Origin of the sequence: Microbacterium sp. TWP3-1-2b2 (assembly GCF_049896145.1) — a bacterium.
Lineage (GTDB): Bacteria > Actinomycetota > Actinomycetes > Actinomycetales > Microbacteriaceae > Microbacterium.
The window spans coordinates 2,186,337-2,200,485 of the sequence record NZ_JAFCTS010000001.1 but is presented as its reverse complement, the minus strand read 5'-3'; the positions used below and the strand labels follow the sequence as shown (position 1 = coordinate 2,200,485).

General features: G+C 66.2%; 8 protein-coding genes. 7 read left to right on the top strand and 1 reads right to left on the bottom strand.

From position 1 onward, the window contains the following. Window positions 1-30: 30 nt before the first annotated feature. Window positions 31-2,082 (top strand): DNA helicase RecQ, encoded by a 2,052-nt coding sequence (gene recQ, locus ACP7AR_RS10850; RefSeq protein ID WP_426185573.1) that lies wholly within the window; start codon window positions 31-33, stop codon window positions 2,080-2,082. Between the two features lie 46 nt (window positions 2,083-2,128). Here recQ and ACP7AR_RS10845 read toward each other — a convergent pair whose 3' ends face one another. Then, window positions 2,129-2,560 carry an OsmC family protein gene (locus tag ACP7AR_RS10845; protein WP_426185571.1) on the bottom strand — a complete coding sequence of 144 codons (432 nt, stop codon included), beginning with the start codon at window positions 2,558-2,560 and terminating at the stop codon, window positions 2,129-2,131. Window positions 2,561-2,634: 74 nt separating this feature from the next. Between ACP7AR_RS10845 and ACP7AR_RS10840 the strand changes: the two genes are divergently transcribed. The 6 genes from ACP7AR_RS10840 to ACP7AR_RS10815 all read left to right on the top strand — a co-directional run bounded on the left by ACP7AR_RS10840 (window position 2,635) and on the right by ACP7AR_RS10815 (window position 14,122). Then, window positions 2,635-3,408, top strand: coding sequence for a methionine ABC transporter ATP-binding protein (locus ACP7AR_RS10840; RefSeq protein WP_426185569.1), 774 nt, complete (start codon window positions 2,635-2,637; stop codon window positions 3,406-3,408). Beyond that, the gene (locus ACP7AR_RS10835; protein WP_426185567.1) at window positions 3,408-4,079 is read left to right on the top strand and encodes a methionine ABC transporter permease; all 672 of its coding nucleotides are present in this window, start codon (window positions 3,408-3,410) and stop codon (window positions 4,077-4,079) included. The genes ACP7AR_RS10840 and ACP7AR_RS10835 overlap by 1 nt, the downstream gene beginning before the upstream one ends. Window positions 4,080-4,126: 47 nt before the next feature. Further along, window positions 4,127-4,948 (top strand): MetQ/NlpA family ABC transporter substrate-binding protein, encoded by an 822-nt coding sequence (locus ACP7AR_RS10830; protein ID WP_426185564.1) that lies wholly within the window; start codon window positions 4,127-4,129, stop codon window positions 4,946-4,948. 271 nt (window positions 4,949-5,219) lie between these two features. Further along, a complete protein-coding gene (locus tag ACP7AR_RS10825; protein ID WP_426185562.1) occupies window positions 5,220-7,280 on the top strand; it encodes an acyl-CoA dehydrogenase in 2,061 nt (686 codons plus the stop codon). 46 nt (window positions 7,281-7,326) lie between these two features. Next, window positions 7,327-7,896 carry a DNA-3-methyladenine glycosylase I gene (locus tag ACP7AR_RS10820; RefSeq protein WP_426185560.1) on the top strand — a complete coding sequence of 190 codons (570 nt, stop codon included), beginning with the start codon at window positions 7,327-7,329 and terminating at the stop codon, window positions 7,894-7,896. 118 nt (window positions 7,897-8,014) lie between these two features. Beyond that, a complete protein-coding gene (locus ACP7AR_RS10815; RefSeq protein WP_426185558.1) occupies window positions 8,015-14,122 on the top strand; it encodes an Ig-like domain-containing protein in 6,108 nt (2,035 codons plus the stop codon). Window positions 14,123-14,149: the final 27 nt, after the last annotated feature.

Below are 14,149 nucleotides of genomic sequence, written 5' to 3'. Positions count from 1 at the left end.
GACGTCGCGGGTCCTCGTTACGCTGGAGGGATGGCCCAGTATCCCGTCGATCCGTACGCGGATGTGCCGTACCCTGACGAGCCGTGGGAAGACTCCCCGCCGCCCGAGGAGATGGACTGGGAGCCCAAGGGCGCCGGCTACGAGCCGCCGCTCGACTGGGGTCAGGGTCCGACGACTCCGGTGGCGACTGCCACTTCGGCAGGCTCAGGGGCCCGGAAGCGGGCGACACCCGCGCGATACGCGACCGCGCGCGAGGCGCTGCACACCGTCTTCGGCTATGACGAGTTCCGCGGTGACCAGGAAGCGATCGTCGACCAGGTGATCACCGGCGCAGACGCGGTCGTCCTGATGCCCACCGGTGCGGGCAAGAGCGTCACCTACCAGGTGCCGGCGCTCGTACGAGAAGGCACGGGACTCGTGATCAGCCCCCTGATCGCACTCATGCATGATCAGGTCGACGCGCTCCGTGCGAACGGCGTGAACGCGGCATACCTGAACTCGACGCAGTCCTCATCCGAGCGCTCCGAAGTGGAGCGTGCCTACGTCGCCGGTGAACTCGACCTCATCTACGTGGCACCGGAGCGGCTGTCGAACAGGCAGACGACGGCGCTGCTGCAGCGCGGGGTGCTCAGCGTCATCGCGATCGACGAGGCGCACTGCGTGTCGCAGTGGGGTCACGACTTCCGCCCCGACTACCTCGCGCTCGGCGACCTCGGCGAGAGGTTCCCCGGGGTGCCGCGCATGGCGCTCACCGCCACCGCGACCCGCGCGACGCACAAGGAGCTCACCGAGCGACTGCGGCTCGACGATGCGAAGCACTTCGTCGCGAGCTTCGATCGCCCGAACATCCAATACCGGATCGTGCCGAAGGTCGACCCGCGCAAGCAGCTGGTGCAGTTCATCCGGTCCATGCAGTCGTCCGCAGACGCATCGATAGGCTCAGCGGGCGAAGGGCAGCCGGCCGGCATCGTCTATGCCCTGAGCCGCAAGTCGGTCGAGCAGACTGCGACGTATCTGTCCGCCCAGGGACTCGACGCGCTGCCGTATCACGCGGGTCTTCCTGCTGAGGTCCGGGCCGCGAACCAGTCGCGGTTCCTCCGCGAGGACGGCGTCGTGATGGTTGCAACCATCGCCTTCGGCATGGGCATCGATAAGCCCGATGTGCGTTTCGTCGCGCACATCGACCTGCCGAAGTCCGTCGAGGGCTACTACCAGGAGACCGGTCGCGCCGGTCGTGACGGCGAGCAGGCGGTGGCGTGGATGGCGTACGGCCTCGGCGACGTCGTGCAGCAGCGGCGCATGATCGACCAGAGCCCAGGCGATCGCACCTTCAAGATGCGGATGGGCCAGCATCTCGATGCGATGCTCGCCCTGTGCGAGACCGTCGAGTGCCGCCGGCAGAATCTGCTGAACTACTTCGGCCAGGATTCAGGGCCGTGCGGCAACTGCGACACGTGCCTCGAGAAGCCGGAGACGTTCGACGGACTCGTGCCGGCGCAGAAGCTGCTGTCGACGATCGTGCGGCTCAAGCGCGAGCGCAACCAGGCGTTCGGTGCCGGCCACCTCATCGACATCCTGCGGGGATCCTCGAACGACCGCATCCGCCAGCAGAAGCACGACGGCATCGCGACCTACGGCATCGGCGCCGACCTGTCCGATCAGGACTGGCGCAGCGTGGTGCGGCAGCTGCTCGCACGCGGCATCCTCGTCGCCCAGGGCGACTACGGCACGCTCGCCCCAGGCGAGGTGGCGGCCGGCGTACTGACCGGCGAGACGCCGGTGCCGCTGCGCAAGGACACCATGGGCAGGGTCAGTGCGAGTCGCACGCGCAAGGCGTCTGCGGCGTCGGATGCTGTGGCCGAGGGCGACCGCTCGCTCTTCGAGGCCCTGCGGGTGTGGCGCACCGAGACGGCGCGAGAGATCGGCAAGCCGGCGTACATCGTGTTCGGCGATGCGACGCTGCGTGCGCTTGCCGAGATCCGCCCGGCATCCGTGGGCGACCTCGACGGCATCACCGGCATCGGCGAGAAGAAGCGCGAGGCGTACGGCGACGCCGTCCTCGCGGTGGTCGCTGCCAACTGACGCCCGAGGGAACGCGCGGAGCGAGACGAGACGGGCTGGGCGACAGTCAGCGAGTCGCAGCTGGCTCTGCTGCGAACGCCTCGGTGTGCACGGCGACCGTCGCGCTGGCGCCGATGAGCTTCGAGACAGGGCAGCGGGCGTGCGCGGCGTCGAGCACCCGTCGAGTCTCCTCGGCTGATGCCTCCTCGACTGACAGATATGCGTCGACGTGGAACACGTACCCACCGCCGGTCGACGCATCGTGCAACTCCACCTCGACACGCACAGCGGTGCGGCTGCGGCGCGCCACGACTGCCTGCGCCGTCGCATTCAGACATGTCGCCCAGGCGAGGGCGAGCAACTGCTCGGGATTCGTCCCTGAAGGATCGCGCTCAGGATTCAGCGGCGACGAGACCCGCACGCTCAAGCCGTCGGGAACCCCGGCGGAGCCGTCCCCGCCGTCGCGATTGATCGCCTGTGTCCGGTACCTCATGCTCATACCTCAACTATAGTTGGACTCAGTACACCAACTCCGGGCGATGAAGCCGCGAGCGAAGAGAGCGGCACGCATCGATGGAAAACACGGGCACGACGATCGTCGAGTTCAGCGACGTCAGCAAGCGCTACGGCGACCGCTCTGATCAGCCGCCGGCGCTCGACGGGATCGACCTCGGCATCGAACGCGGCGAGATCTTCGGCGTCATCGGCGAGAGCGGTGCGGGCAAGACGACCCTCCTCGAGCTCGTCAACGGACTCACCACGGCGGACGAGGGGGAGGTGCGCGTCGACAGCATGACGGTGGCGGGGCGCAGTCGCCGAGAAATGCGGATGCTGCGACGGAACATCGGTGTGGTGTTCCAGGGCATCCACCTGCTCAGCGGCCGGACCGTGCGTCAGAACGTCGCGCTCGGACTGCAGATCAGCCGTCGTGGCGGTATGAGGCGAACACGCGCCGAAGAGCGCGCGGCAGTCGACGAGATGCTCGACTTCGTCGGGCTCGCGCATCGGGCCGACCATCACCCGGCCGAACTCAGCGGCGGAGAGAAGCAGCGCGTCGGACTCGCACGGGCTCTGGTCACCCGCCCGCCCCTGCTTCTCTGTGACGAGCCGACATCGTCATTGGATGCGAGCACCACCGCCGAGGTGCTCCGTGTGCTGCTGGACGCCCGTGACAAGTTCGGCACCACGATCGTCGTGATCTCGCACGACCTCGACGTCGTGAAGGCGATCTGCGATCGGGCGCTGCTGCTCGAGAAGGGGCGCATGCGCGAGCTCTTCGCCGTGAAGAAGACCGACCTGCGCGCGATGCCCAGCTACCACGAGCAGGTCAAGCGGGAGCTGATGTGATGAACTGGCTCACCGATCTGCTCGCCGAGTACGGCGAAGACATCGCGGAGGCGCTCGCCGAGACCGGATACATGATGCTCGTCTCCCTTGCGGCGGCCGTGCTGATCGGTCTCCCGCTGGGGATGATCGTGTTCCTCACTCAGCGTGGCGGCATCGCCGAGAATCGACCGGTCTGGTCTGTCGCGAACCTCTATATCAACATCGTCCGCTCATTCCCGTTCCTGCTGCTCGTGGTCTTCCTCATCCCGTTCACCCGCGCCGTGGTGGGGACGAGCTTCGGCACGCAGGCGTCGACGCTGCCGCTGTGCTTCGTCGCCGTGGCCATCTACGCCCGACTGGTCGAACAGATCCTCCGCGAGATCCCGCCTGGCATCTCCCGTGTCGCCGTGGCCATGGGTGCCACGCTTCCGCAGTCCGTGTTCCGTGCACTGCTGCCTGAGGCGCGCTCGGGACTCGTCTACGCCCTCACCTCCGCTGCGATCAGCCTGCTCTCGTACTCGACCGTGCTCGGCGTCGTGGGCGGCGGCGGCATCGGCGACTTCGCGATGCGTTACGGCTACCAGGAGTACAACGACGCACTCATGTACATCACGATCGCGATCATCGTCGTCTGTGTGCTGGTGATCCAAGCGGTCGGTCACCGCGCCTCGGAGCGACTCGATCATCGCTGAGCGCTGAACCCGCGTCTGAACGTCCCACCCCAAGAAAGAAGGACCCAATGAGAACCGCACGTATCGGCATCCTCGCCGCCGGCATCGGAATCACCCTGGTGCTGGCCGGATGCGCGTCGGGTGAATCGTCCGGAGGTTCGGATGCCGCGGCATCCGAACCCGTCGTCCTGAAGGTCGCCGCCGTCACGGCGCCCATGACGGACGTCGTGGAGGCGGCCGGTGAGGCGATCGACGACGGCTATGAGATCGAACTCGTCGAGGTGTCGGACTACATCACGGCCAACACGATCGTGAACGACGGTGACGCGTACGCGAACTTCTCGCAGCACGAGCCGTACATGCAGGAGTTCAACGCCGCGAACGACGCTGCCCTGGTGGCGGTGCAGCCGGTGTACAACTTCGTGATCGCGTTCTACTCGAAGACGCTCGACGACATCGCCGACCTCCCGGACGGCGCCACGGTCGCAGTCCCGAATGACTCGTCGAACCTCGCCCGTGCGCTCAAGCTCCTCGATGCAGAAGACGTCATCTCGCTCGACCCTGATGTCGACCCCTACGTCTCCACTCTCGACGACATCGTCGAGAATCCGAAGGACGTCGAGTTCCTCGAGGTGCCGATCGCGTCTCTGAACTCGGCGTACGAGGAGGCCGACCTCGTCTTCCAGTGGCCGTCGCACATCGCAGCCCTCGGCCTCAACCCCGAGGACGACGGTCTCATCACCGAGTTGGACGATCGGTTCGCGCTGCACGTCGCGGTGCGGGAAGAGGATGCCGACAGCGAGGCGACCGAGGCGCTCAAGGCCGCGTTCTCCAGCGATGAGGTGCGCGAGGTGATCGAGTCGAACGGCACGATCGACGTCGCGTTCTGACCTGAGCGCTCGAGATGAAAGGAGAAAAGTGTCGGCCAAGTTCGATCGAAGCCGGCACTTTCCTCCTTTGAATGGTCTGAAGCGCTGCCGGGCAAGCCGGCCGCCGCGACCGCTTCGCCATCGTGCGCGCCACGGCTCGGCTGTGGCCTCGCGACAACTCGACCGAACCGCGTGACGTGAGTGCATTGGAGGTTGCGTACACATCGCTTGGTGACGAGTTGGAGGACTCCTACGGTTGAATCATCCCTACTTCTCTCCGAGAGGAACCCTCATGGTCGACGCCGCCGTCCGCACCGCAACGACACCCCGAGACGACGATGGGCCTCGCATCGATGTCGATCGGGTGAACGACCTTCTGCTTGGTACCTGGGCCGACACTCGCCGCACTGCGCGCGCGATGATCAAGGATCCCGCGTTCTGGCGTATGGACGAACTCGGTAAGGACGAGCACCGCGAGCGCGTGCTCAGCCAGCTGCACCTGCTGGTGGAGAACAAGGCGGTGCACCGGGCCTTCCCGAAGGAGTTCGGTGGCGAGGACAACAACGGCGCGAACATCTCCGGGTTCGAAGAACTCGTCGTGGCCGATCCGAGCCTGCAGATCAAAGCGGGCGTGCAATGGGGGCTGTTCGGCTCGGCGATCCTGCAGCTCGGCACCGAAGAGCACCACAGGAAGTGGCTGCCTGGTGTCATGGACCTCTCGATCCCCGGCGCGTTCGCGATGACCGAGATCGGGCACGGCTCCGACGTGGCAGCCGCAGGCACGACAGCGACGTACGACCCGGAGACCGAGGAGTTCGTGATCCACACGCCGTTCCGTGGCGCGACGAAGGAGTACCTCGGCAACGCGGCGCTGCACGGCGTAGCGGCGACGGTGTTCGCGCAGCTGATCACGAACGGCGTCAGCCACGGCGTGCACTGCTTCTATGTGCCCCTCCGCGGTGACGACGGCAACGACCTGCCCGGGATCGGCCGCGAGGACGACGGGCTCAAGGGTGGGCTGAACGGCATCGACAACGGTCGACTCTCCTTCGACCATGTGCGCGTCCCTCGCACGAACCTGCTGAACAAGTACGGCGACGTCGCCGCTGACGGCACGTACACGAGCCCGATCGACAGCCCCGGCCGCCGCTTCTTCACGATGCTCGGCACCCTGGTTCAGGGTCGCGTGTCACTCGACGGCGCGGCATCCTGGGGCTCGGCCCTGGGTCTGTACATCGCGATCACGTATGCCACCCAGCGACGTCAGTTCGACGGAGCGGACGGGCAGGAGGTCGTGCTGCTCGACTACGGCAAGCACCAACGCCGCCTGCTGCCGCGCCTGGCGACCACGTACGCGCAGATCTTCGCGCACGACGAGTTCCTGCAGAAGTTCGACAGCGTGTTCTCCGGCCGCACCGACACCCCGGACGACCGCGAAGACCTCGAGACCCTCGCTGCGGCGCTCAAGCCGTTGTCGACGTGGCACGCCCTCGACACCCTGCAGGAGGCCCGCGAGGCCTGCGGCGGCGCCGGGTACATGTTCGAGAACCGCCTGGTGGGGCTTCGCCAGGACCTCGACATCTACGTCACATTCGAGGGCGACAACAACGTTCTGCTGCAGCTGGTGGGCAAACGACTGCTGACCGATTTCGCTGGGCAGTTCAAGGACAAGGATGCAGCGGCGCTCGCCAAGTACGCCGTCGGACAGACCGCGGGCAAGGTGTTCCATGGCGCGGGCCTTCGGCGGTTCGGTCAGAACATCGCCGACTTCGGCTCGACCGCGCGGTCGGTCGAGAACGGCCTTCGTGCCGAGCAGCAGCACGAGCTGCTCGCCGACCGGGTGCAGCAGATGGTCGCCGACATCGCCGGACGCCTGCGACCTGCAGGCAAGGACAAGGCGCTCGGCGAGAAGCTCTTCAACGAGAACCAGGCCGACCTCATCGAGGCCGCACGCGCACACGGTGAGCTGCTGCAGTGGGAGGCGTTCACGGATGCCGTAAACAGCATCCCCGACGAGAGCACGAAGCAGGTGCTCACCTGGCTGCGCGACCTGTTCGGCCTGCAGCTCGTGGAGAAGCACCTCGCCTGGCACATCATCAACGGTCGCCTTTCGACGCAGCGCGCGGCAGCCGTGTCGAGCTACATCGACCGGCTCTGCCGGCGGCTGCGCCCGCACGCGCTCGACCTGGTCGACGCCTTCGGCTACGAGCCGGAGCACGTGCGCGCGCCCCTGGCCAGCGGCGCCGAGAAGCAGCGTCAGGATGAGGCGCGCGCGTACTACGCCGACCTCGCGGCATCGGGCAAGGCACCGATCTCCGAGAAGACGCTCAAGAAGGCCGCCAAGAAGGTCTGACTTCAGCCCGGCGAGCAGTGTCCGAGCCGCCGGATAGCGTGGGGGCATGACATCCCTCCTCACCGGTGCCGACGGACGCGCTCGCTGCGCATGGACAGGGACGGATGCTGAGTACACCAGGTACCACGATGAGGAGTGGGGAGTGCCGCTGCACGGCGACCGCGCGCTCTTCGAGAAGATGGCGCTCGAGGGTTTCCAGGCCGGACTGAGCTGGATAACCATCCTGCGCAAGCGTCCCAGGTTCCGGGAGGTCTTCGCCGGGTTCGATCCTGAGAAGGTCGCCGCCTTCGAGGAAGAAGACGTCGAGCGCCTGATGGCGGATGCCGGGATCATCCGCAACCGTGCCAAGATCCTCGCCACGATCGGCAACGCACGCCTCGTGACAGAGATGACGGAGGGAGAGCTCGACGAGCTGATGTGGTCGTTCGCCCCGCCTTCCGGAAACCGACCTCGTTCCTTTGATGATGTGCCGGCGGTGACGTCCGAATCGACAGCGATGAGCAAGGCTCTCCGCGCGCGCGGGTTCCGGTTCGTCGGTGCGACGACCATGTACGCACTGATGCAGTCGACCGGGATGGTCGACGATCACGTCGAGGGGTGTTGGCGGGTCGCCTGATCAGATGGGCATTTCTGCCCGTGGGGAGTGCCACGTCCGGCGGTTAGTATGTACCGGTGCGTCTCGCCGTGTACGGCCGAGACGACCACCACAGATGTGAACCGGGGGAGTACTGACGATGAAGGCGCTGTCATGGTTGCGCGCGAAGCCGAAGACAGCCGCATCGGTTGCGGGTGTCACGGCAGCGGTCGTCGCGATCGGAACGCTCGCCTTCGCGTATGAGGGCAATCCGACCACGAAGGTCGACCTGAACGACGGCGGCGTCTGGATCACGAAGTCGTCGGCGCTGATGGTCGGTCATTTCAACAACGAGTCCACTCTGCTCGACGGGGGTCTTCGTACGACCGGTGAGGGCTTCGACATCCTGCAGGATGCCTCGACCGTGCTCGTCACCGATCGCACCAATGCGACGCTCACCGCCGTCGACTCGGCCCGCGTCTCGCTCGGCGACAGCACCACCATCCCCGGTTCGGCGAAGGTGGCGCTCGGCGCGCAGACCGCGGCGATCCTCGACACCGACTCCGGTGACCTCTGGGTCGTGCCGGTCAAGGGCATCGCGGGCTTCGAGCTGCAGGGGACAGACCCGCTCATCGAGCTGGGCAAGAACTCCGATGTCACCGTGGGTCAGAACGGTACGGTGTACGCCGTCTCCGGCGAGAGCGCCGAAGTGATCACCATCCCCGTCGACAACGAGGGTGAAGCCCTCGACCCGCAGTCCGCCGACCTTGGCGAGCTGGACTCTTCGATCGCTCCATCCATCACGGCCGTCGGTGTGACACCCGTCGTCCTGTCGCCCGCCGACAGCGCCGTGATGACCCCTGGCGGATTCCGCACCGAGATCTCCGAGGCCGACAGCGCCGTTCTGCAGTACTCGTCCACGGCGACGGATGCCGTGGCTGTGGCGACGGCATCCCAACTGATCGACGTACCGCTCGACGGCGGAGAGCCGGTCGTGACGAAGGCGGGCGGCAACGGCACCCCGGCGGCTCCGGTATCGCTGCTCGGCTGCCGCTACGGCGCGTGGTCCGGTACGGGCACATTCGTCCGTGAGTGCCCCGGCGAAGGCGACGACATCAATGAGGAGGTTCCGGGTGCCGAGTCGTCGGCGTCGCTGACCTTCCGGGTGAACCGCGACGTCATCATCCTCAACGACACGGTCGGCGGTGCGGCGTGGCTCACCGATGAGAGCCTCCAGCAGGTCGACAACTGGGACGACCTGACGCCGCCTGAGGGTGAGACCGAGAACGAAGAGGACACCACGCAGGAGACGGTGGAGACCACCCTTCCTGTGCGGACGAACGTGAACACGCCCCCGGTCGCCGAGGACGACGAGTTCGGCGTGCGCCCAGGTCAGACCACGGCGCTCCCCGTGCTCGACAACGACAACGACCCCGACGGCGACGTGCTGGTCGCCGCGATCGCCGAGAATCAGCCCTCGATCGGAACGGTGCAACCGATCTACGACGGCGGGTCGCTCCAGATCGCCGTGGATGAAGAAGCCTCCGGCGCGGCATCCTTCACGTACGAGGTCGACGACGGTCGCGGCGGTACGGACACTGCCACCGTGAACCTCGCCGTCAAGGACTGGGACACGAACACTGCGCCCAAGCCCAAGCGCTCGACGACGCTGGCCATCGAGACCGGCGGAACGATCTCGTACAACGTCCTGCCGGACTGGATCGACCCTGAGGGCGACGACATCTACCTGCGCGGGGTCGTCGCCGCGCCCGGTGACGAGGTCGAGTTCACGACTGACGGCCAGATCACCTATCGCGCAACGGCGAGCCTGCAGGGTCGCAAGGAAGTGGAGATCTCGGTCGCCGATGCCCTCGGCGAGATCGCGACGGGCACGCTCGTGCTCGATGTGCGTCCTGCCGGTTCGACGCTGCCGAAGACCAACGCCGATCACGTGATGACGCGTGTCGGCGAGCAGGTGACGGTCTCACCGCTCGCGAACGACTCGAGCTCAGGCCAGGAGCAGCTTCGACTGACCAGGGTGAACGGCGACGAGACGCCCGGTGCGACCATCCTGCCCGACTACCCGAACAAGACCTTCACGTTCAGCGCGCCGGCGCCCGGCGTCTACTACGTCCTCTACGAGGTGGCAGCGGGGCCGAACGGCGTACCAGGCATCGTCCGCATCGACGTGGCCGATGCGAGCGAACAGGATCTGCCGCCGGTCGCCGTGCGTGATGTCGCCCTGCTGCCGACCGGTGGCGAGGTGCTGCTCGGCGTGCTGAACAACGACACCGATCCGTCCGGCGGCATCCTCGTGATCCAGTCCGTGACAGTGGAGCCAGGCAGCGGCATCTCGGTCTCGGTGCTGAATCACGAGTCGTTGCGCATCGGTGATCAGGGTGCGCTCGATGACCAGGTGACCATCAGCTACCGCATCTCCAACGGGTCCAAGACCGCCGAGGGTGAGGTGGTCGTCATCCCGATCCCTGCGCCGGACAAGATCCTCCCGCCGGTCACCACACCAGATCAGGCAGTGGTGCGAGTGGGCGACGTCGTGACCATCCCCGTTCTCGACAACGACACCAGTCCGATCGGCGATGCCCTGACGCTCGAGCCGGAGCTGGTCGAGCCTTTCGTCGACCCGGAGGACGGCGAGATCTTCGTCTCGCAGGATGCTGTGCGCTTCAAGGCGGGTGACGAAGCGAAGACCGTCTACGCCACCTACGAGGTGTCTGACACCCGGGGGAACAAGGTCGGCGGGTACATCACGATCCAGATCGTGCCCGTGCAGGACGAGAACGCCGCTCCGCGTCCGCAGGACATCACGACACGTGTGCTCAGCGGCAATGTCGCGAACATCGCCGTGCCGCTGGACGGCATCGACGCCGACGGCGACTCCGTCGAGCTGATCGGCCTCGCCTCCAATCCGACCAAGGGCCGGATCACCGAAGTCGCGCAGAACTACTTCGTCTACGAGGCCTACGCCGAATCGGCGGGTGTCGACACGTTCTCGTATCGGGTGCGCGACCGTCTCGGCAAGGAGGGAACAGCGACCATCCGCGTCGGCGTCGCACCTGCGGAGGCCATGAATCAGGCTCCCTATGCAGTGAAGGATGCCGTCGTCGTGCGTCCAGGGCGCGAGATCGCCGTACCCGTGACGCTGAACGACTCCGATCCAGAGGGCGACAAGATCGCGCTCGTCAAGGACGGCCTCGTGATGCCCGAGGACTCAGGGCTGGAAGCCCGCGTCTCAGGGGATCGCGTGCTCGTGCAGGCACCCGATCGCGCGGTCGAGACGTCGCTTCAGTACACGATCAGCGATGCGCGGGGTGCGACCTCTCAGGCGGTCCTGCAGATCACCGTGGATGAAGACGTGCCACTGCTCGCGCCGATCGCCCGCGATGACCGCGTGCTGCCTTCGGACCTCATCGACGGCGAGCTCACCAGTGATGTGGACATCCTCGCCAATGACGAGGACCCTGACGGCACGACCGAGGCGCTGGATGTCGAGGTCGGTGCTGGCGGCACGCTGCTCGATGACGGCTCGGTGCGTGTGAGCGTCGGCGACGAGATGCAGCTGATCCGCTACACGCTCACCGACCGCGACGAACTGTCGACATCGGCGTTCATCTTCGTCCCTGCCGTGAAGGATCTGCGGCCGTCGCTCACCTCGACGAAGCCCGTCGAGGTCGTCAGCGGCGAGACCAAAGAGCTGCCCCTGGACGAGTACGTGATGGTCGCCGGCGGCGGATCCGTGATCCTGACCGAACACGCGAAGGTGAGTGCATCGAACGCCGATGGCGCCGACCTCGTCAAGGACGCCAGCACGTTGGTGTACACCTCGAAGGCGGGTTACCACGGTGAGGACGGCATCTCGTTCGAAGTCACCGATGGCACAGGTCCCGATGATCCTGAGGGGCGCAAGGCGACGCTGACGATCCCGATCACCGTGCTGCCACCGGAGAACCAGCCGCCGACGTTCACGCGGGCCGAACTCAATGTCGCGCCAGGCGAGGCAGCGACGACGCTCGATCTGGCGGCTTTGACCGACGATCCCGATCCGGAAGATGTCGGCGAGCACGACTTCTCGCTCGAGGGCGATGCCGGGAACGGCCTCACTGCGCGCATCGAGAACGGTACGACGCTCAGCGTCGAGGCGGCGTCGAATGTGAAGAAGGGCACCAGTCAGACTCTGACCGTCAGGATCACAGACGGTGAGACCGAACCGATCGAAGGAACCGTGGTCGTGAACGTCACGGCATCGACGCGTTCTCCTGCCACGGCCAACACCGACACGATCGACGAGGCGAACCAGGGCGAGACCATCTCAGTGCCTGTTCTGGCGAACGACTTCAACCCGTTCCCCGACACCCCGCTGAAGGTCGTCTCCGCGTCGCCGGAATCCGGCAGCGGGAGCGCCACGGTCGACGGCAATGAGGTGCGCGTGACACCGGACAAGGAGTTCGTCGGCACGCTCGTGGTGCGTTACACGATCGAGGATGCGACGGAGGATGCCGATCGCCACGTCGACGGCCGCATCGTGGTGACCGTGCAGGGAGTACCGGAGGCACCGGGAAGCCCGCAGGTGACGAGCGTGCAGGACCGCACGGTCGTGGTGTCGTTCTCTGCTCCATCGAACAACGGTGCCGAGATCACGCACTACACGGTCTCGAGCACGTCTGGCAGTGCCTACAGCAAGCAGTGCGCCTCGACAACCTGCACGTTGGACGGTCTGACGAACAACGTCGAATACACGTTCCAGGTCGTCGCGACCAACCGTGTCGGCGATTCCGAGCCGTCTGGCGCGTCAGCGGTCGCGCGCCCTGACGCGCGCCCGGACACCCCGGTCGCGCCGTCTCTCGTCTTCGGAGACAAGGCGCTGGAGGTCGCGTGGACCACGCCGACCACGCCGGGATCGCCGGTCGAGACGTACACGCTGCAGATCTCGCCGGCACCGCCATCGGGCATCACCGAGAAGGCTGGAGTGACCGGCAACTCGCTGACCTGGGAAGGGCTGGAGAACGGCACCTCGTACCAGGTGCGTGTGCAGGCGCATAACCGCGCCCCTGACCCTTCATCGTGGAGCGGTTGGTCGCTGGCGAAGGTTCCGGCCGGCCCCCCGCTGCAGCCCGCAGCGCCGACGACGGCGGAGCTGGCGCCGGTCGGGGACCAGGCGCAGATGCAGGTGACCTGGGCCGCGCCGAACAACAACGGCGATGCGATCGACGGCTATCAGCTGCAGGTGCTCAGGGGCGGATCGACGGTGCAGACGATCCCGGTCGCTGCGGGGCAGACGAGCCAGGCAGTGGTCGTCAACACGTCAGAAAACGGCTACACCTATATCGTCCGCGCCGAGAACAAGGCGGGGTGGGGACAGTGGAGCCCACCTTCGGCGGAGCGCCGCGGCGCGATCCGGCCGGATGCCCCATCCACCCCGTCGATCTCTGCCAATGACAGATCGATCACGATCGCGGACACGTACAGGTTGTCCTCGGAGCAGCGAAACGGTGCCAGAGAGTCAGAGATCAGCTACCAGTACCGGCTGACCGGCAGCGGCTGGCAGGCGCTCACCAACAACACGATCGGCGGGCTCAACAATGGCACCGCCTACCGGGTCGAGATCCGCGCGCTGTCCAACACCGGTACGGGCAGCTATACAGGGGTCGCCTCGGCGGCATCCAACGCGGCGACGCCGTACGGCATCCCCCCACAGCCGAACGCGGGCGCTCAGAACAACGGCGGCAACATCACGCTCAGCTGGAGCAACAACGGCAACAACGGCGCAGCGCTGGACACCACGCAGATCCGCATCCGCGACCACAACGGCAACTGGAGCGGCTGGGACAGCGTCGGCAACAACGGCAACAGGACGGTCGGTGGCCAGTACTCGCAGACGTGGGTGATCGAGGTGCGGGTGCACAACAAGGCAGGTTGGTCGAGTGTCGCGTCCGCTTCTGCGACGACAGACAAGAAGCCCGATCCGAAGGTGTGGGTCACCAAGGGAAGTTTCGGTGCGAATTGCAACAACGGGCCGTGCCTGAAGTTTGTCGTCAACTGGCAGAACATGGACATCGGCTCGGCCCAGGTGTGGTGCAACTCGGATGACTACAGCCACATCGGAGACCACACATACACAGTGAACTTCGATGGTTCGGGGTCGAAGGAGATCGGCTGCTTCCAGGGGCAGGATGGTCTGAACGTCTGGGTCGACATCGTGAACTGGGGCGGCGCGGTTGACACCGAAAAGCACTTCTGGGCTAGACCGTAGCCCGGCTTTGACGAATTTATTGCAGAC